Origin of the sequence: Methylobacter tundripaludum SV96 (genome assembly GCF_000190755.2) — a bacterium.
GTDB lineage: Bacteria > Pseudomonadota > Gammaproteobacteria > Methylococcales > Methylomonadaceae > Methylobacter_A > Methylobacter_A tundripaludum.
Map to the genome: position 1 here is coordinate 151,925 of NZ_JH109154.1, position 23,389 is coordinate 175,313.

Annotated in this window: 23 protein-coding genes and 1 pseudogene; 7 read left to right on the forward strand and 17 right to left on the reverse strand. The window is 50.5% G+C overall.

Going from position 1 to position 23,389, the window contains the following annotated elements; all coding sequences use genetic code 11:
• Nucleotides 1-395: 395 nt before the first annotated feature.
• The 5 genes from METTU_RS20420 to METTU_RS20440 all read right to left on the reverse strand — a co-directional run bounded on the left by METTU_RS20420 (nucleotide 396) and on the right by METTU_RS20440 (nucleotide 6,665).
• Nucleotides 396-2,753, reverse strand: coding sequence for a xanthine dehydrogenase family protein molybdopterin-binding subunit (locus tag METTU_RS20420; protein WP_006893923.1), 2,358 nt, complete (start codon nucleotides 2,751-2,753; stop codon nucleotides 396-398).
• On the reverse strand, nucleotides 2,750-3,217 hold the full coding sequence (locus METTU_RS20425) for a (2Fe-2S)-binding protein (protein WP_006893924.1): 468 nt from the start codon (nucleotides 3,215-3,217) through the stop codon (nucleotides 2,750-2,752). The genes METTU_RS20420 and METTU_RS20425 overlap by 4 nt, the downstream gene beginning before the upstream one ends.
• 139 nt (nucleotides 3,218-3,356) lie before the next feature.
• Nucleotides 3,357-4,169, reverse strand: coding sequence for an XdhC family protein (locus tag METTU_RS20430; protein ID WP_006893925.1), 813 nt, complete (start codon nucleotides 4,167-4,169; stop codon nucleotides 3,357-3,359).
• A complete protein-coding gene (locus METTU_RS20435) occupies nucleotides 4,166-4,759 on the reverse strand; it encodes a nucleotidyltransferase family protein (RefSeq protein ID WP_006893926.1) in 594 nt (197 codons plus the stop codon). Before METTU_RS20435 ends, METTU_RS20430 begins: the two co-directional genes overlap by 4 nt.
• Before the next feature lie 547 nt (nucleotides 4,760-5,306).
• Nucleotides 5,307-6,665 carry an IS1182 family transposase gene (locus tag METTU_RS20440; RefSeq protein WP_006889238.1) on the reverse strand — a complete coding sequence of 453 codons (1,359 nt, stop codon included), beginning with the start codon at nucleotides 6,663-6,665 and terminating at the stop codon, nucleotides 5,307-5,309.
• Between the two features lie 558 nt (nucleotides 6,666-7,223).
• Here METTU_RS20440 and METTU_RS20445 point away from each other — a divergent pair.
• Entirely contained in the window at nucleotides 7,224-9,119 is a 1,896-nt protein-coding gene (locus METTU_RS20445; protein ID WP_006893930.1) for an ATP-binding protein, read from the forward strand.
• 206 nt (nucleotides 9,120-9,325) lie between these two features.
• Here METTU_RS20445 and METTU_RS20450 read toward each other — a convergent pair whose 3' ends face one another.
• The 10 genes and pseudogenes from METTU_RS20450 to METTU_RS20500 form a co-directional block, all read right to left on the reverse strand.
• Nucleotides 9,326-9,565, reverse strand: coding sequence for a transposase (locus METTU_RS20450; protein WP_081466953.1), 240 nt, complete (start codon nucleotides 9,563-9,565; stop codon nucleotides 9,326-9,328).
• Between the two features lie 26 nt (nucleotides 9,566-9,591).
• Nucleotides 9,592-10,801: pseudogene (locus METTU_RS20455) on the reverse strand (IS3 family transposase).
• A 62-nt stretch (nucleotides 10,802-10,863) separates the two neighbouring features.
• Nucleotides 10,864-11,178 (reverse strand): transposase, encoded by a 315-nt coding sequence (locus METTU_RS24745; RefSeq protein ID WP_254258069.1) that lies wholly within the window; start codon nucleotides 11,176-11,178, stop codon nucleotides 10,864-10,866.
• Entirely contained in the window at nucleotides 11,175-11,492 is a 318-nt protein-coding gene (locus tag METTU_RS24750) for a helix-turn-helix domain-containing protein (protein ID WP_254258130.1), read from the reverse strand. The genes METTU_RS24745 and METTU_RS24750 overlap by 4 nt, the downstream gene beginning before the upstream one ends.
• Before the next feature lie 186 nt (nucleotides 11,493-11,678).
• Nucleotides 11,679-11,951: a nucleotidyltransferase domain-containing protein gene (locus METTU_RS20475; protein WP_006893931.1), complete on the reverse strand. Its 273-nt coding sequence runs from the start codon at nucleotides 11,949-11,951 to the stop codon at nucleotides 11,679-11,681.
• A gap of 1 nt (nucleotide 11,952) precedes the next feature.
• Nucleotides 11,953-12,621 (reverse strand): nucleotidyltransferase substrate binding protein, encoded by a 669-nt coding sequence (locus tag METTU_RS24165; protein WP_006893932.1) that lies wholly within the window; start codon nucleotides 12,619-12,621, stop codon nucleotides 11,953-11,955.
• A gap of 48 nt (nucleotides 12,622-12,669) precedes the next feature.
• Nucleotides 12,670-13,014, reverse strand: coding sequence for a hypothetical protein (locus METTU_RS20485; protein ID WP_006893933.1), 345 nt, complete (start codon nucleotides 13,012-13,014; stop codon nucleotides 12,670-12,672).
• Complete coding sequence (nadA, locus tag METTU_RS20490) at nucleotides 13,014-14,111, reverse strand: quinolinate synthase NadA (protein ID WP_006893934.1); 1,098 nt, start codon at nucleotides 14,109-14,111, stop codon at nucleotides 13,014-13,016. The genes METTU_RS20485 and nadA overlap by 1 nt, the downstream gene beginning before the upstream one ends.
• Before the next feature lie 301 nt (nucleotides 14,112-14,412).
• Nucleotides 14,413-16,203 (reverse strand): aspartate--tRNA ligase, encoded by a 1,791-nt coding sequence (gene aspS / locus METTU_RS20495; RefSeq protein ID WP_006893935.1) that lies wholly within the window; start codon nucleotides 16,201-16,203, stop codon nucleotides 14,413-14,415.
• A 96-nt stretch (nucleotides 16,204-16,299) separates the two neighbouring features.
• On the reverse strand, nucleotides 16,300-16,566 hold the full coding sequence (locus METTU_RS20500) for an FmdB family zinc ribbon protein (protein ID WP_006893936.1): 267 nt from the start codon (nucleotides 16,564-16,566) through the stop codon (nucleotides 16,300-16,302).
• 106 nt (nucleotides 16,567-16,672) lie between these two features.
• Here METTU_RS20500 and pyrC point away from each other — a divergent pair, with 106 nt between their 5' ends.
• Complete coding sequence (gene pyrC, locus METTU_RS20505) at nucleotides 16,673-17,704, forward strand: dihydroorotase (RefSeq protein WP_006893937.1); 1,032 nt, start codon at nucleotides 16,673-16,675, stop codon at nucleotides 17,702-17,704.
• A gap of 139 nt (nucleotides 17,705-17,843) precedes the next feature.
• Here the strand turns inward: pyrC and METTU_RS20510 are convergent, their stop codons facing one another.
• Nucleotides 17,844-18,605: an MlaA family lipoprotein gene (locus METTU_RS20510; protein WP_006893938.1), complete on the reverse strand. Its 762-nt coding sequence runs from the start codon at nucleotides 18,603-18,605 to the stop codon at nucleotides 17,844-17,846.
• Nucleotides 18,606-18,719: 114 nt separating this feature from the next.
• Here METTU_RS20510 and rnt point away from each other — a divergent pair, with 114 nt between their 5' ends.
• Nucleotides 18,720-19,343, forward strand: coding sequence for a ribonuclease T (rnt, locus tag METTU_RS20515; RefSeq protein ID WP_006893939.1), 624 nt, complete (start codon nucleotides 18,720-18,722; stop codon nucleotides 19,341-19,343).
• A 49-nt stretch (nucleotides 19,344-19,392) separates the two neighbouring features.
• Here the strand turns inward: rnt and grxD are convergent, their stop codons facing one another.
• A complete protein-coding gene (gene grxD / locus METTU_RS20520; RefSeq protein WP_006893940.1) occupies nucleotides 19,393-19,716 on the reverse strand; it encodes a Grx4 family monothiol glutaredoxin in 324 nt (107 codons plus the stop codon).
• Nucleotides 19,717-20,025: 309 nt separating this feature from the next.
• Between grxD and METTU_RS20525 the strand changes: the two genes are divergently transcribed.
• The 4 genes from METTU_RS20525 to lpoB all read left to right on the forward strand — a co-directional run bounded on the left by METTU_RS20525 (nucleotide 20,026) and on the right by lpoB (nucleotide 23,383).
• Entirely contained in the window at nucleotides 20,026-20,508 is a 483-nt protein-coding gene (locus tag METTU_RS20525) for a hypothetical protein (protein ID WP_006893941.1), read from the forward strand.
• 163 nt (nucleotides 20,509-20,671) lie between these two features.
• Nucleotides 20,672-22,180, forward strand: a complete 1,509-nt coding sequence (locus METTU_RS20530; protein WP_006893942.1) for a COG3014 family protein — start codon at nucleotides 20,672-20,674, stop codon at nucleotides 22,178-22,180.
• Nucleotides 22,181-22,183: 3 nt separating this feature from the next.
• The gene (locus tag METTU_RS20535) at nucleotides 22,184-22,585 is read left to right on the forward strand and encodes a YcfL family putative periplasmic lipoprotein (RefSeq protein ID WP_006893943.1); all 402 of its coding nucleotides are present in this window, start codon (nucleotides 22,184-22,186) and stop codon (nucleotides 22,583-22,585) included.
• A 195-nt stretch (nucleotides 22,586-22,780) separates the two neighbouring features.
• The gene (gene lpoB, locus METTU_RS20540) at nucleotides 22,781-23,383 is read left to right on the forward strand and encodes a penicillin-binding protein activator LpoB (protein ID WP_040581714.1); all 603 of its coding nucleotides are present in this window, start codon (nucleotides 22,781-22,783) and stop codon (nucleotides 23,381-23,383) included.
• Nucleotides 23,384-23,389 lie beyond the last annotated feature (6 nt).

Consider the following 23,389-nt stretch of genomic DNA (forward strand, 5'->3'; position numbering starts at 1 on the left):
ATTTTTCATTGGTATAAACACAGTTATCCGTTTTGAAAACTGAGATTTAGTCGGGCAATATTAAGACAACGAACTGCTTCAATCGGCCAACACCGGACGATCAATTTTTTCGTTTTAAATCAATACTGACAATGCCTAACTTTACTTTTACCAGAGTCGCCATAATCGAGTCACTTTCTAATAATGATTTCAATTCAGGTCGCAACTGAAACTCTATTTATCAGGAGTGCAAGATTGCGTACCTTATGCGTCACCGGTTGATCTTTTTTTTGTTAAAAGTGCCGAAGAGTTTCGCAGCCGCATCATTGATTTCAAACTTATGCTAAAGGGAGCGACGAACACACAAAAGTGTACTTGCGCCGGACAACGAGTTCCAATGTGACGCTGAAAGGTGTTCAGTCTTTCCGCAACTGATCCCGGATAGGCAGTTGGCGGATACGTTGACCGGTAGCGGCAAAAATCGCGTTGCACAATGCCGGCGCAATGGGAGGGACGCCCGGTTCACCCACCCCGCCGAGCGGCGTGTCGAACTCGGGCGTGGGCATCAGATGAACCCGGATTTCGCGGGGCGCCTCATCCATGCGGGTGAGTTGGTAGGTATGGAAGTTATCCTGCATTACAGCACCCTCCTTGAAGCTGATTTCGCCCAGCGTGGCTAGGCTGATCCCCATAATGCAGGCCCCCTCGATCTGGGAACGGATGCGCTCGGGATTGACCTGCGGACCGCAATCCACGGCCACATCAATGCGGGGTATGTTCAATTTACCGTCTTCGTTGACGGATACTTCCACCACAACCGCAATGTAAGTGACGAAGCTGTAATGGGCCGCCAGACCCAATCCCGCGCCCTTGGGTAGCGTGCGTCCCCAGCCCGTCTCGCGCGCAACGGTTTCGATCACCCTTCGCAGGCGTCCAGTGTCGACCGGGTACACCTCGGGGGATTCACCCTGATTCCAGGTATCGCCAAGGGTACGCGGATCAATACGGCGTGGCGGGCCGATCAGGTCAAGCAGGAAATCCTTGGGATCGCGTCCCGCAGCAGCGGCCAATTCGGCTACGAAGGACTGGATGGCGAAGGCATGTGGGATATTGGAAACCGAACGAAACCAGCCAATGCGGGTATGCGCTTCTGCCTCCGGATTTTCGATGCGTAGATTGGCAATGGCAAAGGGCACATTGATGACACCCATTCCAAGTTCGGCCGGCATCTGGTGCTTGCTGTCGGGGGCGAAAGTGGACGAAATGGTCGGCGCCACCGTTCTGTGCAGCCAAGCTACCGGTTTGCCCTGAGTATCCAGTCCCGCCTCCAGCCGTTCGACGGAAACCGTATGGAAATAAGAGTGGTGCAGATCGTCCTCGCGGGTCCAAGTCAGCTTGACCGGCTTGCCGTTCATGGCTTGCGATAATAGCGCAGCTTCGATGACGTAGTCGGGTATGGATTTGCGTCCGAAACCGCCGCCCAACAGGGTGACATGCACCGTAACATTGTCTTCCGACAGTTTGAGCCATTTGGCCACGCGCTCGCGAGATGCCTGTGGGGACTGCGTGCAGGCCCATATTTCGCATTTTCCCTTGACGATACGGGCTGCCGCCGCGGGCGGTTCCATGGTGGCGTGGGCGAGATGCGGAGCATAATATTCAGCTTCCACCTGTTTGGCCGCGCTTTTTAACGCAGTATCAACGTCACCGTCGTTGCGGACCACCTTGCCTGGCTGGCGCGCGGCGGCTTCGAGCTCGGCCTTGTAGGCCACGGAATCGTAAGTGCCGTGCGGCCCGTTGTTCCATTCGATCTTGAGCGCCTTGCGCCCCTGGATGGCCGCCCAGGTGTTGCGGGCAATCACGGCGACGCCCCCGAGCGGGTTGAAGTCAGCGGGGGGAGGGCTGCTCGGCAGTTCGACCACCTTAACCACGCCCGGCACCTCGAGGGCATCCTTGGCATCGTAACGCAAGACCTTACCGCCGAATACGGGTGGGCGCGCGACCACGGCGTAAAGCATGTCTTCAAGACGGGTGTCGATGCCGTACTGGGCTCGGCCCGTGACTATATCCTGTCCGTCATAAATCCCGAGCTGCCCCTTGCTGATGTAGCGAAAATCCGCAGGCTTCTTCAGACGCAAGGTTTCCCGAGCAGGCACCGGCAATTTGGCCGCAGCCTTGGCCAGCTGACCGTAGCCGAGTGTCCTGCCGGTGGCAGGATGAAGGACTTGATGCTGCTCGGCACGGACTTCTTGGATCGGCACTTGCCATTGCGCTGCCGCCGCCGATTCCAGCATGGTGCGGGCAGCCGCGCCGACCCGGCGCATGGGCATAAAGAAATGACGCATGCTACGGGAGCCATCGGTGTCTTGGTTGCCGTAACGCGGTTCGTCGCCGGGCGCCTGCTCGACCCGTACGCGCTGCCAGTCGGCTTCGAGTTCGTCGGCCACCACCATCGGCAGACTGGTGCGTACGCCTTGTCCCATTTCCGAACGGTGGCAAATGATGGTCACCGTGCCGTCGTCCGCTATTGCGACGAACACCAGCGGGTTATCTACCCAGCCGTGCGGCATAGCATCGGCGCCATACTTACCCTTTTGTGAGGGCAGGGCAGTTTCGTCTGCCCTAATCAGCGAGGGAAAGCCGGCGGCCAGTACAAATCCGGTGAGGGCCAGATCCTTGAGAAAAGCGCGTCGGCTGATGTTGGCGATATGCAGGATGTCATCTGCGATTGAGATGTCAGCACTCAATTCGGGGCGATCCAGTGGCTTTTTCATGGCTTGACCTCCGTTAATCCGGCAACCTGCTTGATTGCGGCGCGTATTCGGCAATAGGTGCCGCACCGGCAGATATTGCCGCTCATGGCCTTGTCGATATCGGCATCGGTGGGTTTGGGTTTTTGTTTGAGCAGCGCAGTGGCAGCCATTATCTGGCCGGGTTGGCAATAACCGCATTGCGGTACGCCTAGCGTTAACCAGGCTTCCTGGACCTTTTGCCCGGTTGCGTCCTGGTCGATGGCTTCGATCGTCACGATTTTCTTGCCGACGGCGGCTGAGATGGGCGTCACGCAAGCGCGAGTGGGTTCTCCGTCGAGATGCACCGTGCAGGCTCCACATAAAGCCATGCCGCAGCCAAATTTTGTTCCGATCAAGCCCAAGTGGTCGCGCAATACCCAGAGGAGGGGAGTATCCGTCGGTAAGTCGATCTGACGGGGCTTGCCGTTGATATTGAACGTAATCATGGGGGGTTCTCCTTCCAATCATCAGAAGTGCGAGGTGCCCGCGTCGCATTGTGTAACTGGGCGCAAGTGCATTGGACGAAATCTTACACGGGTTCCATGGGCCAGTAAAGGCGCCTAAGCAGAGGTTCGTGACGGGGTTTTAATCGGCACTTATATTTACCGTTGCCGACAGCTCCTTACTCAAGGGCTCGCCGTGGCCACCCCGTCTCACTAGCACCATTTCACTGACGATGGACAAGGCGATTTCCTCCGGCAATTTCGCGCCCAGATCCAGGCTGGCGGGAGCGCGCACCTTGGCAAGGCCGGATTCCGGGAAACCTTCCTGTGCCAATCGCGCCAAAACCAGATTCGCTCGCTTACGGCTGGAAACCAGTGCGATATACAGGGCTTCGGATTGCAGTGCATAGGTGAGGGAGTCATAGTCGCCCTTGTGATGAGTGGCTATCACCACGAAATCGCCAGGCTGTGGCTGCAATTGTTGATAACGGCAATCGTCGCTAATGATACGGTGGGCGGCGGGAAAGCGCTCCGCCGTGGCCTGCGGGTCATTGACAACCACCTCGAATCCTAATCGGCAGGCGAATTCGCAAAGACTTTCCACGATGCGCCCATGCCCCATGAGCCAGAGTAGCGGTTTGGGCAAGACCGGTTCCACATACACCCGCATGCTGCCGCCGCACGGCATGCCCGCGCCGAAAATTTCGTCGTTCAGGTCGATTTCAATCACGCGAGGTTCTCCTGTTTCAAGACATTCAAGTGCCGCATTGGACACCATGGATTGCGCACAACCGCCGCCGACCCAGCCGGCTATGACCTTGCCGGAGAGGTCGATCAGCGCCTTAGCCGCCGGTTTGGCCGAGGATGAGCCCAGTATTTCTACTACGGTGGCTAGAGCATAAGGACGGCGCGCTTTGCGCAGTTCAAACTGGAGGTCGAGAATGTCGCGGATCACGATGTTTTTTTAAATTTTGTCAGAAATTGCAAATCTTCCGGTTTATCGATGTCCCGAAGCACGCCTGCATCATCGCAATCAACGAGTCGAAGTTGATCAAGATGCGCCTGGATCACCGTTTTCGCACCGTCATCGCCACTCAACGCAGCTAGTTCCGGGCCTAAGATTTGTGAAAAGCCTACCGGGTGCCCGTGTCGGCCTTGCCAGCAGGGCGCGGCGATGGTCGCGCCCGAGCGAAGCGCATCCGCTACCTTGCGGATGGTGGCGGGTTCAATCCACGGCATATCAGCCAGAGTGATCAGCCAGCCAGCGGCGTCGGGGCACGCACGGATACCGAAAACAAGACTCGCGCTCATGCCTTGCTCGGCATCGGCGCAGACCCGGACTTCCGCTCCTTCGGCCTGCAATAAAGCGGTCAGCTCCTCGCTACCTGGTCTTACCACCGCCAGCACCCCATCGGTGCCGGCTAATAGGTTGCGGCAGGCGCGCACCGCCACCAAGTTGCCATCGGGCAAAATATGAGTCAGTTTGTCTGCGCCGAAGCGTCGGCTGGCTCCAGCGGCCAGCAAGATGCCGACAATCGAGCTCATCAGCCTAAATGCAAGCGACGGAGGACATTTCGGAGGACCAAGGTATGGGCAATCATCATCTTGTCTGGGGGTAGGTGAATCAGTGCTAAGGACATTATCACCGCACTCCCTGATTAGCAAGATTCTTCAGCCAGATGAAATAAAAGCATGGGACGCCGGCGCGGCGGAGAGGAATCGCATGGTAAGCGTCGTCACCAATAGGCTATTGATAAATAACGAAAAAATCATATCGTGCATTAACAAATAAACAGAGCAAATTGCTCAGTTGTGCTTAACAGTACCGCCGGACCAAAAAACTACGATTAGTGGTATTCCTCAGCCTTTTGTTTTCGCATGCCGCTTAAGCCAACCTTTGAGTGTCTACTTCATGAAAAGTCTAATGGCCATTCAGGTTCGGGTTGAGCCTGTAAATCATCCTAGGAGGCTGTCGGATTAATAGAGCGAGCCTCCCCACTTAATCACGATTAAAATTTAAAAAAGTGGTTTATTGGGATTTTTAATGCCCATAGTTCTGTTTTATGGGCAGCTCAATGCTCTTTTTCCTCTCTCACCCTCTTAATACATGCATTCTTTTTAAATTCCAGCCTATACAGACTAAATTCCATTCACTTTGGACGGATTCCAGGCCTCGAAGCTGGAATTGCCTGAATCCCTGGACGTGTTTAATGATGCCAAACACGGTTTCGACAGTAGATTTTCGCTTGCCGTAGAGTGCTTTGCCCGCTTTGGTTGTTAAGCGATGGGTCATGGCCTCAACCGGCGGTAAGGTGCTTTCGCCTATTTCCGGCTGATGCTGAAACCGGGCGTCAAGGGCTTGGTTATGGCTTTGCCGCTTTTGGGCGATGTACGGTTTTATCTTTGCATCAGCACACGCCTTTACATTGGCTTGGCTGAAGTAGCCGGTGTCGGCCAACAGGTTGTCAACACTCCCCAAGCATTCCGGGAGCTGTTCCAGTTTGGCTAAGGCCGGTTCGATTTCTTGTTTGTCGTTGGTGTGTTGGGTGATGTGATGAGCAACGATCAGGTGGGTGGCAATATCAACACTGGCTTGGGCGTTATAGGCTTGTTCAAAACCATTAGGGGTCGGCATGATGCGGGACTCTTCATCGGTCAGGCTGACTTGATCTTTACCTTGAGGCGCATCGGTAGGCGCTTGGGGGGCCTTGCCGCCCATTTTCTTGCCGGTTTCACTCAGGTGTTGTTCACGCTTAGCCTGCTTTTCGTCATACTCGGCCTTTTCTTGCGCGTAACGTGCCTTGGCACGGGCCTGGATTTCCTGTTTGGCTTTGGCAATCACTGCTAAACGGTCTTGGCGGCGTTTGAGTTCCTTGGGTACATCCATGTCTTCTGGAAGCGGGGAATTGTCGGCGGCTTCAGCCAGTTTCATCAAGGTTTCAACTTCCTGTTTGAACTGGGCTTCCAGTTGATTGGCGTAATCCCAGCTCAAGGCTTTATGCTTGCTGGCATTGGCTTTAATCTTGGTGCCGTCCAGGCTCACCGTACCCAGCTTAAGCAGCCCCAAGGTTTGTGCAAGTACCAATATCTCGACAAATAGGCTTTCGATCTCTTTGCCAAAGCGCTTGCGAAAGCTGTTGATGGTGTCGTGATCTGGGTTTTCGTTGGCGCAGATGTATTTAAAGGCCATCGAGTCATGAGTGGCTTTCTCCAGTTTGCGACTGGAAAATACGCCGGTCGCGTAACCGTAGAACAGCAACGCCAACAGCATCGCCGGATGATAGGGGCGCTTTCCTTTGCCCGCATAGACGGCTGATAGCGTCCGTAAATCCAGTTGATCGACAATCTCGACAACAAAACGGGCCATATGATCTTCAGGCAAATAATCCTGAACACACGGGGGCAGAATGTAGGGGGTATCGCGATCAATCAGGATGAATTGGGTAGCCATTTTTGTTTTTTGATTTGGTGTTTCGATAGGGTTATTTTAACACTTTTTGCACTGCTAAATCCGACAGTCTCCTAGGGCAGGGTAGTTTCGAATGTCTGTTTTGTAGGATTTGCGGCGACTGCCTTTTCTAAAGCCACGAATAGCGAGTATCAGCCAAAATAAGTCATTGGGAGGTCGGTAAACTTTACAAGTTGCTTCCATGTTTAAAAATGTGAACCGACTTTAGAATATAGATGCAGCTGAATTTTCGGGTTAATTCATATAAGTTTTCCTACATATTGTGCATTTAGCTCAAAATATGTACTGTCGATCCTTGGTTGGGAAGATAGATCATCTGATAATGTGTGAGCATTTTGCGGCCAAAGACGATAACAAATATTCCCTGCGGGAAGCAATCGAGCGAGGATTGGGAGACAGACCACGATTTTCTATTCGTCCACTTTCAAGAGGCAGAATAACCGTGGTCAAGCTCCATTAATATTAAAGAATGCGAGCATGAACCCTTTAACCGGGTGATGTGATGGGAAGGAAAATAATCGGCTAAAGGAGGTAGATTGTATGGCAATTGCAGCAGTGCCCGTTGACCAACGGGTAATCGATATCGATTCGCGCCGCTTTGCTTCTGTAGAAAAGGCATTGATCGAGCTGATTACCAACTCCGATGACAGCTATGCCCGTCTGGAAAAGACTGGGACGCAAGTGTCTGGCCACATTCGTATCAAGTATGAACGGCATCAGGCCGGCGCGCTGCTGGTGGTCACCGACCAGGCGGAAGGGATGTCCTTCGAACGGGTCTGTTCTATTTTGGCCTATGGCGCTCCCCATAGCCCCTTGGCGCGCGGCGAAGGCGGCGGGCGCGGTTATTTCGGACGTGGCTTGAAGCAGGCTATTTATGGACTCGGTCACGGCTGGATCGAAACAATTCATGCCGGACGATTTTCCCGCATTGAATTATTCCGCAGTGAAGATGACGACTATTTATTTGAAGATTATGACGGTGACCGGCCGGCAAAGGCGATAGATTATAGCCGCTTAGGCCTATTTGACAGCGGCACTCAAGTAACCATCGTCATTGAGAACTCGCATGTGAACATATCCCACTATCGCTCCGTTGTGCAGGCGGTAGCCAATAATATCTATCTGCGCGATTTGCTGACGCGAAGAAATGTGGAACTGCTGCACCTACAGCATGGGAAAGAAATAGAGCGCCGAGGACCGGTGCTCCACGAGGAGCTACCTGCAATTTTACTGCTGGGTCCAGATCAGGCTGGGAGCTTTATCTATCAACAGCAGGAATACCCTTTTACACTGACCCTGAAGCGCGCGCAGAATGTGGAATTAACCCTAAAGGGCGACGAACGGACGAATGGGCTGATTATCCTGTCTGACATGGCAGTGCTGGACTGTCAGCTGTTTGACTATGAAAACCAGGTGGGGACGGAGTATCTTTTTGGCACGGTGCGTTGTGCAGCCTTGCTCGAAAAATTAGGCCAAGGCATGGCAATTATTAGCGACGAAAGGGAGGGCCTGAATCATAAGCATGCCTTTGTCGAGGCTTTTTCCCAAGCCGTCAGTAAAATGATCGCGCCCTATGTGTTGGCGGAGCAAGAAAAACTGAAGCATCTGGAACGCGCTACAACGTCCGGTCGAACCGGTCATATGATCGAGCACCTGCTTCAACGCATGAGCCGGGCGGCGATACAAGACTTGGGCATCGTACTGCCGCCGGCCTCTGACCTGGAAGCGGGTGCTTTCGTTGAGAAAGAACTTCCGGCGGCGCTGCGTTTTACCACGCCTTTCTATTATCGCAAGGTCAATCATACCTTCCACGTTGCCTTGCTGCTTGATCCGAGCCAGTTTTCGGATGACGAGGTATTAACCTTCAACTATGTGCTGCCCGATTCCATGCACATCGAACCCGCTCCGACGGCGATAGCGGTTCGCGAGCTTGGTGAAACCCAGCGGATCGAATGGACAATTGTGGGCGATACAACAGGGGAGCATGGAGAGATCAATGCACGGACGGGAACGTATTGGGCCTGGTGTGAAATTGCTGTGGCGGAGCATGCTTCCGGACACAGCCATGGCTATTCCAGTCATATTGCAAAAAGAGGGCAGCCTCGGGATCATGGTGCCGATATGTTCGTGGGCTATGAGTTCCGTAACCTTAATAACGAGCTGGACCGAGCGGTATATAGCGCTGAGGAACGTAAAATCATCATCAATACCGGTGCGCCGACAGTGCAACTTTATGTGGATGGCCGGGGACATTTTCGTGATGCAGCCAGACTGCTGCTCGCCGAGCTTTTCATGGATGTGATTTCAGATGAGTTGGCTCGGCGTTCTGTAGAAAAGTCAGGCCATAAAGGTAATGTTGAGGCGTATCGTGCTGCTAAACAGGATATCATTCGCCGATACGGCAGTGAGATCCATCTTTCGTTCTTGACCTCATAAATAAAACCATGGGGTTTCTATGGCTCTAGCCTTACTCTGGATTGAACACGGACTCGCCAAAAGCGCCGAACCCCCAGGTAGAGGGTAAAGTAATCGCTGAGGCTATAAGCGTACTGCTCAACCGCCTAACAAACCCGTTGTATTTAAGGCATTGGCATTCATCACTTAATCAACCGCTGTAAACAATCACATCACGACATAAGTAGTTACGCAAAAGTTATTTGGAATTTTTTACCGATGTCACTCAGGATTTCCAACACCCACTTTTTCAAGTGTCCGTAACTTTGATAGGCATCAAGCGGCAACCATTCGTACTTAACTTTACGCCAGAGTATTTCGATCAGGTTCAGCTCCGGGCTGTAAGGCGGAAGAAAATGTAAGCACACACCACGTTGTTGCCAGCCCGCCAGCTTTTCTTTGAATACGCCGCTACGATGAATGGTGATGTGTCAACACTTTTCCGGACACAAAGTTAAGCAGATTTTAGCTGCATTTCGTAGTCCACTGGCGACACATAGTGATTTGCGGAATGAAGTCGCTCACGGTTGTAAAACACCTCGATATATTCAAATATATCCTGCTTAGCCTCAGCTCTGGTTTGATAACGCTGATGATGAACCAGTTCTGTTTTCAAGGTATGAAAGAAGCTTTCTGAGACGGCATTATCCCAGCAGTTGCCTTTGCGACTCATGCTTTGGATAATGCCATGCTCCTGCAATAGCGTTCGATGACTGTCAGAGGCGTACTGACTGCCTCTATCGGTATGCCATATCAAGCCTTTACCGGGTTTACGCTGCCAAACGGCCATCAATAACGCATCGTTCACCAGTTTGGCCCGCATGTGCTCAGCCATTGACCAGCCGACCACTTGCCGCGAGTACAGGTCAATCACGACAGCCAAATACAGCCAACCTTCCAGTGTATGAATATAGGTGATGTCGCCGACATAGGTTTGATTCGGTTGCGCCACCGTGAATTGCCGATCCAAGTGATTGGGGGCAATGGGCAAATTATGCTTGGAATTCGTGGTCGCTTTGAATTTGCGCTTGGTTTTACAGGCTAAACCCGCAGCAGCCATTAACCGGCCGATACGACGTCGACTGACCTGCCGATCCCGGTTGATTAAGGCCTCCTTGAGGCGACGCGTACCGTAGTTTTTCCGACTCTTCTGGAACAGGGTCTTTATGACCTCAACCAGCTCGGCATCGTCTTTTTCAATGGCTGTCTGAGGGCGCTCCTGCCAAGCATAGTAAGCGCTACGAGAAACGCTCATGAACCGGCACATCGATTTAACCGAAAATTCGCTCTCATGTTGTTTGACCCAGGCGTACTTCTCGGCAACTGCTCCTGCGTTGCTCTACCTCCTGCATCCATGCAGTCGACCGTTGCTCCTTGGCAAAGTACGCCGCTGCTTTTTTTAACAGGTCACGTTCCTCTATTAATCGGGCGTTTTCCTTCTTCAGCCGCTTCAATTCTTCGTATAGATGCTCATCGGTTCGCACGGTTTTGCTGTACTCCTTCGGCTGGCTATATTTGTTGATCCAGGTATGGAGCGTATTGGCATTGACTCCTAAATCCCTGGCTGTTTGGGTAATCGGCTTATCAGAACCTATCGCCAGCTTCACCGAGGATTCTCTAAATTCGGCGCTATATATTTTTACTTTTTGTTTTTCTTGATCCATTTTCGACACACTCTCTATTTTCAGATTATTTTAGATTGTGTGTCCGGTTTAGTGTAGCCACTTCATGGAAGCATTTCGACAAACGCATCAAAGGCATTGACAACCGTATCCGTTGTCACCGATTGTTCGGAGCTGTGGAAAAACAGATCATTGCTGCGACTCAAAAAACCTAACACATTCATGCGCTTGCTACGATAGCAGGGTATTTGTCGGGTCTCGCCAATCCGTTGCCATCCATAGGGTACACAGGGTGTCGTGCTAAATCCGGATTCGTCAAAGTAGTAAAGCTTCAATTCCCCATCATCCTCTTGCTGTTTCAAGGCCTTCAGATATGCCTTATCACGTTGGAAATCTGCTTCATTACGCTTTCCCTTCACTGATTGCCGACAACGTTTCCAGGCATAGGCACTTTTTTTAAAATTCGTTTAAAGGTGTCAAAGCTGGCTTCCTTGCCCGCCTCCTCCAGCAATCGTGCTGCGGCGGCCTTGGGCTGGTGTGGGTTTTTGTCAATATAGCCCAGAAAAACGGCTTGTTCCTCAACCGTGAAGCGCACAGGCCTACCGCTTCGTGGACAATCGTAAAGCCCTATTAATCCCTCTGTTTCCCATTTGTCTAACCATGAGCTGACAGTCTCATGCTGGGACTCAAACAATTCGCTCAGCCGTGTAATTACATACCTTCTATTATTCAATAAGATAGCATGTGCCCGTTGTCTAACCCGGAATAATGGGTGGTTACGATAGGCTTCGGTTAACGTTACTTACTCTTCCGGGGTCAGTTTGGCGATGAATTTCAGGTGGACTCCTAATTTTTGTCTGTTATTGCAATCGTTTCCAGTTTGACACAATAAATTTACTTCCTAATAACTTTCGCATTACTACTTATTACTGAGCTGTGCGTATTGCGACAAATCCACGGTATAAGGCAAAAACAAATCATCAATCTGGTCTTCTATTTGCATTAACTCGGCAAATTCAAGTACGTCGCCTTTGATGGTTAAGTCTATATCCAAGCCTGGGCGATAATTACCCTTGGCGCGTGAACCGTAAACCAGCAAAGAGTTAATGCCTTTGTGCCGCAAGAAAACACTGTTAAGTTTATCTAACGTGGTTTGCGACAAGCCCAGTTTGGCCGCAGCAGCTGTTTTCATGTCAGGTATTTTTGCATGTCCGTTTGCAGCAGTTCAAACATCGGGGAGTCGCTATTTTTGCGAAAGCTTTTATGGGCATCCTTGCCCAACAAGCGGCAAAAGCTACGCGACCGCTAATGCCTGCGGCTGCCCCAGCCGTCCTGCTTCTTTCGTTGGATACCCAACAAGGGGTATCCAACATCATTCTCGCAATGACTCGACGCGATTTCGGAAAGCCTGCATTTTCACTACGCAAAAAGCGCTTCGTGAAAACACATGCACTATCGCTTCTGGGGACTACTCGACTCCTGTCTCGCAGCGACGGAAAATAATTATTTATTATCGCTACAACCAGTTGTTCGGCGGTTTGCTCATCGTAGGTATGCGAAGATACATTCCTGCTCTGAATCATCGCCATCCATTGTTCGCCGTCAGCTATCAATGCCACTTTAAAAGCTTCGCGGGTAGCATCTTTTGAGCCTTTGATGGATTGATTGCCCTGGTCTTCCAGATAGTCCTTCAGGACATTCCAGGCCAATTCATGAGTAAACTCAAACGCCTGAATAACGCCTTGTTTCTCCAGTAAAGACAATGGACGCTGCTTGCTGAGTTCTACGGCATTTTTAAGCTGCACCAAGACTTTTTTAAAGTTAGCAAAGCGTTGCTGCCAACGAATATCCGGGGCATTCATAAACAAAATCCTTGCTAAATTCTCAATGGAATAACGTTAATCACGGTTTTACTCAAAAAAACCATATAAATACATAACCTCATCTTCACCTTCCAAGATGAACTTAACATCATCATCGGAAATTTCAACATCCATAGGGTAAGGTTCTGCGGCATCGTCAAAATAATCGGATTTTATGTAAAACTCGTCATCGCCCTCTTTTACCAGAACTACCGAATAAACATCTTTGTCTTCACTTTGATCGATATTTCTTAAGTTAAAACTGATGCTCTTGCCATCAGCGGCAACGACGGGGATTGGCTCTGTTTGCTCATATTCGCAGGCTATGTCTTCTTCATCCATGAACACATAGGTCATGGAAAAATGCTTTAAATGATTAAAATCTACTGTCATTACATCACTCCCAACATGTTATCCAGCGCTTTCTTGGCATACTTCGCTATGTCCTCAGGCACCGAAATCCGGTTAACTACATGTCCTGCCGCCAGGTTTTCCAGCACCCAGGCCAAATGTTGCGGATCGGTTCTGAACATGGTTGAGCACATGCATAACGTAGGCGACATAAAATGGACATTTTTGCCCTGCGCTTTGCATTCGTCATGCAGACGGTTGACCAAATTGAGTTCCGTCGCAACCAGCCAGCGGGTGTTCGGTTCGGCTTCGCGCACTGTTTTTAAGATGTATTCGGTAGAACCGATGTATTCCGATTTTTGGCACACTTCAAACGACGCTTCAGGGTGAGAAATGACTTTGGTTTCCGGGTAACGCTTTAAGAACTCATCAATATGTTCCGGCTTGAATACCTGATGCACGGAACAATAGCCATTCCATAGAATGATTTTGGCGTTGCGGATTTGCTGCTCGGTCAAGCCGCCCATCGGCTTGGTAAAATCCCAAGTAACCATCTCTTCCAATGGAATGCCCATCCGGTAACCGGTATTGCGTCCCAGATGCTGGTCGGGGAAAAACAGCACTTTCGATTTTTTGGCAAAACTCCATTCCAATATTTTTTGGGCGTTGGATGAGGTGCAGACGATGCCGTCATGCTTGCCGCAAAAGGATTTAAGGTCGGCCGCAGAGTTGATGTAGGTAACCGGGGTAACTTCGGCTTCCACGTCAATTATTTGCGCCAATTCATCCCAGCACTTTTGCACCTTGATCAGATTGGCCATATCGGCCATCGAACAGCCCGCCGCCATGTCCGGCAGGATCGCAATCTGCTCGGGACGGGACAGTATATCGGCGACTTCGGCCATAAAATGCACACCGCAAAATACGATGTATTCGGCATCGGACTTGGCCGCATCTCTGGACAGTTTTAACGAATCGCCGGAAAAATCGGCATGTTTGAATACTTCATCGCGCTGATAATGATGTCCGAGCACTACGCATCGGCTGCCAAGCTTGGCTTTGGCGGCGATAATCCGGGCATCGCATTCCTCATCGCTGAGTAAGGCGTAATCTTGAATGGGAAATGGGGTATTGGTCATAAATGATACTCCTCTAGGGAGACGATTTTGGGGTAACTGCTTAATAACAGGTCAATTCATAAAAGAAAAAAGCATATCACCACGAAGACACGAAGAACACGAAGTTTTATTTCTTCGTGTTCTTCGTCGTAGTACTCTCAGCGGAGCGAGGTTTGCAACCCCGCTCCTAATGTTTCTGCGATGCCTAAGTAAAGTGACTGCACTTAACTAGCGCAAAACGTTTCGGACGGGGCAACATGCCCCGTCCGGCTTGGGAGCACGAGTTTTATTTCTTCGTGTCCTTCGTAGTGAATAAAAGCCTTTAATCCTTAGCTTTTTCTTTTCCTGCAGGCTTAATCAACCGAATACCCAACTCTTTCAACTGCTCGTCGGTGACGACCGCCGGTGCGCTGACTAAAGGACAAGCCGCTGACTGAGTTTTAGGGAAAGCTATCACGTCGCGAATAGACGTTGATCCTGTCATCAGCATGACCAAACGGTCAAGACCGAAGGCAAGGCCGCCATGCGGAGGCGCGCCGTATTTCAACGCATCCAGCAGGAAGCCGAATTTTTCCCTGGCTTCGTCTTCGCCGATGCCTAATATTTCAAGCACGGTTTGCTGCATGGACGTACGGTTGATACGAATCGAACCGCCGCCGACTTCGGTGCCGTTCAACACCAAATCATAAGCGCGCGATAATGCCGCGCCCGGATTGGCGACCAGCTCTTCGACTGAGCAACTTGGCGCGGTGAAAGGGTGATGAATGGCATTCCAACGCTGACTTTTCTCATCCCAATCGAACATCGGGAAGTCAATCACCCAAACCGGTTTCCAATCGCCTTGCAGCAGGTTAAGGTCGTGCCCCAACTTGACCCGCAATGCGCCCATCGCTTCATTAACGATGCCGGCTTTATCCGCGCCGAAGAAGATTAAATCGCCGTTTTGTGCGCCGGTTTTGGCCAGAACACTGTCCCAAACTTCAGCAGGGGCGAATTTGACAATAGGCGATTGCAAACCGTCGACACCGGCGGCCAGGTCGTTGACCTTGATATAAGCCAAACCTCTTGCGCCGTAAATGCTGACATACTTGGTTAACGCATCGATGTCTTTGCGGCTTAAATCACCTGCATTCGGTACGCGCATCGCAACGACGCGGCCTTTCGGGTCGTTGGCCGGTGCGGAAAAGACTTTGAAATCGACGTCTTTCATGTCCTCGGCAATATCGACCAATTCCAGCGGAATCCGCAAATCGGGACGATCGACGCCATAGCGCGATACGGCTTCCTGATGGGTCATGCGCGGAAATTTGTCACCCAGGTTCACGCCGATCACTTTGATGAACAACTGGCGGATCATTTCCTCCATGATATGCATGATCTCGTTTTCATCCATGAACGAGGTTTCGATATCCAGCTGGGTAAATTCAGGCTGACGGTCGGCACGCAAGTCTTCATCGCGGAAACAGCGCACGACTTGATAATAGCGATCCATGCCCGCCACCATCAACATCTGCTTGTACAATTGCGGCGATTGCGGCAGCGCGAAAAATGAATTTTCGTGGGTGCGGCTCGGCACGATGTAATCGCGCGCGCCTTCGGGTGTGGCTTTAGTCAGGTAAGGCGTTTCAATCTCGAAGAACTCGTTATCATCGAGGAAATTTCTTAACACCCGCGTCACATCGCGGCGCACTTTCATCTTTTCCTGCATTACGGTACGGCGCAAGTCGATATAGCGATAGCGCAAACGCAATTCTTCGTTGACCTCGATCTCGCTTTCGACCGGGAACGGCGGGGTTTCCGACTCGTTCAGCACGACAATGTCTTTAGCCAGTATTTCAATCGCGCCGGAATGCATATTGGCATTAACCGTGCCTTCGGGACGGTGACGAACCAGTCCGGTAATTTGTAATACATATTCACTGCGGACGCTTTCAGCAGTGGCGAAGGTGTCAGCCATGTCGGGATCAATCACGACCTGGACCAATCCGGCACGGTCCCTCAAATCGATAAAAATAACGCCGCCGTGGTCTCTGCGTCTGTGTACCCAACCGCAGATTGAAACTGTTTCGCCTAGCTGTTGTGTGTTTAATTCTCCGCACTTGTGAGTACGCATAAATTTTCCCTGTTGATTTGGTTAAGATGAAAGGCGAAAGGCTCAAGGCGAAGGCCTGTTTTTTTGCCTTTCGCCTTGAGCCTTTCGCCTGTTTTATTATTTGCAGCCGCCGCCTGAACAGCCGCCGGTGGATGGTGCGGAACTTGAACAACTCGCTTCGCCCGCTACATTTTTCTTGGTGCCGCTTTTAAAATCAGTTTCGTACCAGCCGGTGCCTTTCAATCGGAATCCCGCCGCAGAAATCTTTTTCATTAACTCCGGCTTGCTACAGGCCGGGCAGATAGTTAGGGGCTCGGCACTGAGTTTTTGTAACGCTTCGTGCTCATGACCGCATGATTGACATTGGTACTCGTATATTGGCATTAACCGCTCCGATAACAAAAATAATAACCACAATAAGTGCTGCGCTTAGTTTTTCAAGGCACTTACTATAAAATAACCGCCTATTTTACAGAATTTACCTCCAATAATGAAAACATTAACCATCACAAGGCCGGATGACTGGCATTTACATGTCAGAAACGGCGCAGTTTTAAAAACAGTTATGCCGCATACCGCCAGGCAATTTGCCCGCGCAGTCATCATGCCCAATCTCAAACCGCCTGTTACTACGGTGGCTCAGGCTTTGATTTATCGGGAAGAAATTCTACAAGCGGTTCCGGTTGGTCTTGATTTTACGCCGTTGATGACGCTTTACCTGACCGGTTCGACAACCGCGGATGAAATCCAAAAAGCCGCCGAATCCGAACATATCCATGCCTTTAAACTGTATCCGGCAGGCGCCACCACCAATTCCGATTCCGGTGTTGCCGACATCAAGGCTGTTTATCCGTTATTGGCGGCAATGGAACAATATGATATGCCGTTGCTGATTCATGGCGAAGTCACCGATGACGCGTGCGATATTTTCGACCGGGAACGGGTGTTTATCGACACCTACCTGACCGACATCACGAATAACTTCCCCGGTTTGCGCATCGTGGTCGAACACGTAACCACGACTGAAGCCGTACAATTTGTGCTGGCTTCCGGCGCCAATATTGCCGCAACCATCACCCCCCAGCATTTGCTGTTTAACCGCAATGCGATTCTGGCGGGCGGCATCAGGCCGCACCATTACTGCCTGCCGATCATCAAGCGCGAGTCGCATCGTCTGGCCTTGGTCGCCGCAGCCACCAGCAGTAACCCGAAATTTTTTCTGGGCACGGACAGTGCGCCGCACCTGACTTCATTAAAGGAAACCGCCTGCGGTTGCGCCGGTTGTTACAGCGCCCATGCGGCTTTGGAGCTTTATGCGGAAGCGTTTGAGCGAGCGGACGCATTGGACAAACTGGAAGGTTTCGCCAGTTTTTACGGGGCCGACTTTTACCGATTGCCCAGAAATTCAGGCACGGTCACCTTGGAAAAAACCGGCTGGAAAGTGCCGTCCGCTTACGGAGAAAACGGCCTGTCCATCACGCCGCTCAAGGCGAATGAAGAGTTGGGCTGGAAGTTACAATAATCTGCCGGAAAACCACAAGCGTAGGGCGTGCCGCGCGCCAAAGATGAGCGTCAATTTAATCCAAATCTGAGGAAAAGGCGCGCACGGCGCGCCCTACTTTTTCAAGGTAATAACGTATTTTTCGCCCTTTGCCTGTTTTTTAATACGGCTTAACCGGAGCCAAATTATCCTCATTAAAGTCATCATCAATCTCCAGGTAATCCGATCCCTCCGGCACATTGCCATCGTGAATCAGGTATTCACGATGTTGAAAATAAGCGCTTTTAAAAAACGCATACCGGTCTACCGCAGCTTCCGTTGCTATCTTTTCAGTCGTCAAATTGTCTGCGCGCAAATCGATGGCATTCACCCCGAACAGTCCACTGCTGATAACACCGCTGTCAAGATAGCTGATCGGATTCATCGCAGCATCGCCGATCAGACCGCCCACGCCGCGAGGGGAACTCGGCCCGAAAAACGGCAGCACCAGGTAAGGGCCGGTCGGTACACCCCAAACACCCATGGTTTGGTCAAAATCTTCATTATGCTTTGGCAAATCGATCATCGCCGCGACATCGACAAAACCGGCAACCCCGGCGATGGTATTGACAATAAAGCGCGAACCATCCAGGCCGGTTTGCGAGATTTTAAACTGCATCAGGTCATTGAGTGTTACGCCGATGTCGTTAATGTTACTGAAAAAATTGGTCACGCCTTGATCGACAAACGATGGCGTTACCCACTGATACCCCTTGGCGACAGGCTTCATCGCATAATCGTCAAGCTTATCGTTAAAGGTCTGCACTCCCCTATTCCAGCCTTCCAATGGATCTTGGGGGTCTTTTGCGGTGGTCGCACATCCTGCCAGTACACCCGATAAAACAAGACATCCGAATTGAGTCATCAATTTTTTCTGTTGCATGTCATCCACTCCTCAACGCTATTATTTTTATAATGGGGCAATTTTCGCGTAACATACCATAAATCACCGCCTTCATTCCTCATCATTTCGACACCTCTTGGCATAACTCAAAAAATGGATACACCTGTAATTCCCTTAGACAAACGTTTCCGAGGCTTCCTGCCGGTAGTCGTCGACATTGAAACAGCCGGGTTTAATCCCAAAAAAAATGCATTACTGGAAATTGCCGCCGTGATTGTCGAGCTTAACAGCAACAGCGATCTGGAAATTACCGAACGTTATACAACGCATGTCATTCCCTTTAAAAATGCCGAACTGGACGAAGCAGCCCTCAAATTTAACGGCATAGACCCGCACCACCCGTTCCGCATGGCCATTGAAGAGAAAGACGCGCTGCACATGCTGTTTAAACCGATTAAAGAGGCCGTCAAGCGTAACAACTGCACCCGGGCGATTCTGGTTGGACACAACCCCGCTTTTGACATCGGTTTCTTAAATGCCGCCATTCAAAGAACCCAAATAAAACGCAGTCCTTTTCATCCGTTCAGCACTTTCGATACCGCGACATTGGGGGGATTGGTCTATCAACAGACGGTGCTGGCGAAAATTGCCCAAACAGCGGGATTGGATTGGGATAACGAAAAAGCGCATTCAGCGCTTTATGACGCCGAAAAGACAGCAGAGCTGTTTTGCATGATAGTCAACCGCTGGAAGCAGCTGGAATCAATCGGTAGTTGATAATAAAACCGGCACACGGATGACACGCGCGTCATCCGTGTAGCATCGATTATTCCTCTATTGCACCAACCGCAGCCAACATCTTTGCCAACTCACCTTTCTGGTACAGGTCAATAACGATATCGCAACCGCCGACTAGCTCACCGCCGATATACAGCTGGGGATAGGTCGGCCAGTTCGAATATTCTTTAAGCGCCTCGCGAAGTTCAGGATCCTCAAAAATATTAACGTACATAAATTTGGCATGACAAGCTCCCAATATTTGCACGGTTTGGCCGGAAAAGCCGCATTGAGGAAAATCCGGTGACCCTTTCATGTATAAAACAACCGGATTATTTTCAATCTGGTCTTTAATTCTTTCTATAACGCTCATGCTGATAATCACCTAATAAATAAAAACCCACTAATTTTATCTACTTTGTAGCGATTAAAAAAGGAAATCTTGCAATCCAACCCTCAGGTAATCACTTGGCACAATCTTTGATGTCATTTACTAAGTGCTGTGTATTTGGGTTAGAAGCCGAAAGGGGCCGCGCAAAAGACTTTATATTTGTTCTGTAATATTTTTAATCTGGCTTGATAGCAGAGAGAAAACGTATTATAGGGGTAAGAACTATCCCGGTTAAGGCAGTTGTCGTCTGCGCTCTATTTAGAGAAATGAGGTATTTTATTTTTATGTCCCATGCTTAGCTTAGCCGCTCAATTCATTTTAGGCTTACTGTATGCCAATGCCGGTGAATGGCTGATGCATAAATACATTTTGCATGGACTGGGACAAAACCAGCACAGTTTCTGGGCTTATCATTGGCATGAGCATCACGCCGTTTGCGCTAAAAATGCCATGTTCGATCCGGGCTATCAATCCGTGACATTAACAACATGGAACGCCCAAACCAAAGAACTGGCGGCATTGTCGGGCATTGTGCTGCTGCATGTGCCGCTGTTTTTACTATTTCCCCTATTTACCGGCGCGGTGTATGCATCCTTGATGCTGTATTACTACAAGCATCGCAAGGCTCATCTCGACCCAATCTGGGCTAAACAGCATTTACGCTGGCATTACGATCACCATCTCGGCGGCAACCGCGCCGCGAACTGGTGTGTGACCTGGCCCTGGTTCGATTACTTGATGGGCACTCGGATTAAAAACAACACGCTTGAATAAACCATCCCCCGGCAAATCCGCCTGCTTGTAATCCCTCAAAAATAACAAGCCATTAACAAAAAAAAACATTTATACTTTTCCTCCCACCGGCGGTTTGATTACGGATAATGACCAAGCTATCGGATGCAACCCAATAATAAAAATAATAGAACAAGGAATCACCATGCCCATCTCTACCCGCCCGATCAGCCTTGCGCTGCCCTTTTTATTAACCATAACCCTGTCCGGCTGTTCGGTAATGCGCAGTTACGATGACGAACTCAAACAAACCATTGATCTGGTCGGAAAAGGCCAAATAGATCAAGCTTTAACTCACCATGAAGCCAATAATACCGGCGGCGATTTCGATCTGCTTTATTACCTGGAAAAAGGCGAATTGTTGCGCTTGAAGAGCCAATACAAGGACAGTGCAGGTGCGTGGCTGTTGGCCGATCAAAAGGTCAACGAATGGGAGAATGAAGCTAAAGTCAGGGCCGGTGCCATTTTAGAAAATGTCGGCGCGGTGGTGTTAAACGATAAAACCCGTCGCTACGATGGTCATGATTATGAAAAAGTCATGCTGTCTACCCGGCTTGCGCTGGATCACTTGTCGGCAGGCGACTGGAATGCCGCCAGAACCGAGATCAAGAAAACCCACGAGCGGGAAGCCATTATCGCGGAAATTAATGCGAAAGATACCGAGGCGCTGGAACAGGAAAGCAAGGAAAAAGGTATCACCACGACCTTTAAGGATCTGAACGGTTATCCGGTCGAAACGCTTAACTCGGCCGAAGTCACCACGCTAAAAAACGGCTACCAAAGCGCTTTCAGTCATTATCTGGCCGGTTTTGTCTACGAAGCCTTGAATGAACAGGGTCTCGCCTCACCCGGTTACCGGCAGGCGATTGAGCTACAGCCCAATATTAAAATCCTGGAAGACGGCTTGGCTACATTGGAATCGCGTCCCAGCCTGCGTAAACCTACGGAAACCGATGTGTTATTTGTGGTCGAATCAGGCGCCGCGCCTGCGCTTAGCTCAATCACCATTCCTGTCCCGGTGATCGTCAGCAATTTGGGCGTTATTCCTATATCGTTCCCGGTGCTGCATTCTGACCCTAGCCATACGTTACAACCCAGCACTATCGGCATTGACGGCAAGGATACCCTGCCGTTAGCCGGCGTGACCAGTTTGGACACCATGTCCAAGCGGGCATTAAGGGATGATATGCCGGGGATTATTGTCAGGGGTATTCTTCGCGCCGCTGCAAAAACCATGTCGCAAAAGGCCTTGATGGATCAAGGCGGCGGTGTGGCGATTGCGGGTATTGCCTTGAATATCGCCAATGTCATTACCGAATCTGCGGATGAACGCACTTGGCGCACTTTGCCTGCAACCATCAGCATTGGCCGTGTAACGCTGCCTTCCGGCAAGCATGACATAGCCATTGGCAGCAGCAAACAATCCATTGATATTCAAGGCTCACACGCCATCGTGGTGACACGGTTGCTGGGTAATCAGGTTTATTGGTCGCAACCTGCTTTTGGGCCGCAAATGCCGGTTTATACCGCACCCTCTGCAATTCAAGCCATTGAAAATACCGATAGCCCGGCAATAACGGGTCCCAACAAGAAAGCCCCGTCAAAATCCAAAAAGAAAAAAGCCTCAAAACCTGCCCAACAAGCAAAAGGATAAGTCATGCATTTGTTTAAAATTATACCGTTAGTTATCGCTTTGTCGCTGGTCAGCGCCTGCGCCAGTCACAAGCCGCCGCCACGCCCCGGCAGCATCAATGCCAAGGTCGAGCAGCTGAGTGAAATGTCGTATCTGCAAGTGACCGACCTGCGCGCCGTAAAACGCAATCATCTGTTAACCGTGCAGGCCGAGATCAACAATACGGACTCGGATAACCAACAACTTTACTATCGCTTTAAATGGCTGGATGCCGCCGGTTTTGCGGTCGGCGGTGAAGAAGCCTGGAAGCCCGTACTGGTTTACGCTTATCAGAAACAAACGCTATCGGCTGTCGCGCCGTCGCCTCAGGTTACGGATTTCAGACTGGTTGTGCAAAGCCCTGATAACACGGGTGACCTGCCTTAAGCGATTCCCAAAAAATAAGACTATGCCATCGTTAAGTGTGAAAGCAACTGACTACTGGAGTGCAGGCTTCGCCTGCAAGCACAAGCAAAGCTTGCACTCCGACATAGCCCAAAATAATAATGTTCTGTAGAGGCGACCAGAAGCCGCCCTTCAACATACTTTAAGAGAGATAATCCCATGCATAAATCAAACATCATGAAGTCAAATGCCTTCAAAGCCACTGCGATAGCGCTGCTGTTAAGCGGCTGTGCAACGCAATCACCAACGCTCAGTTCCGGCAACGTCGAGTACGGCGACAGTAAAGCCGTTGAAACCTTAACCAACGAATTCGGCTCTACCGACCTGCAAGCCATAGCGGAATCGATGGCCAGCTCGCTATTACAATCCCCTGCCCTGTTTGCAAAATCGCGTCCTTTGGTGACCGTTGCGGAAGTTAAGAACCGAACCAGCGAATACATAGACACAAAGTCGGTCACCGATTCGATACGCACCAAAATCGTAAAAAGCGGCATGGTGCGCTTTGCGGTAGACACCAGCGCCATGCAAACCCAAGTCGATGAATTGACCCGGCAAAATCAAACCGGCCTGTACAAAAAAAGTAAGTCAAAAAAAATGGGTAACATGGAAGGCGCCGATTTCCGCATCGAAGGCACCATAACCTCTATCGTAAAACGAGCCGGCGATGTCAAAGACGTGTATTACAAATTCAGCTTGCAGCTGGTGGATATTGAATCCGGCACCATGGAATGGGCGGATGAAAAAGAAATACGCAAGACTTCCAATAAATCCATGTTTTAGTGAGAT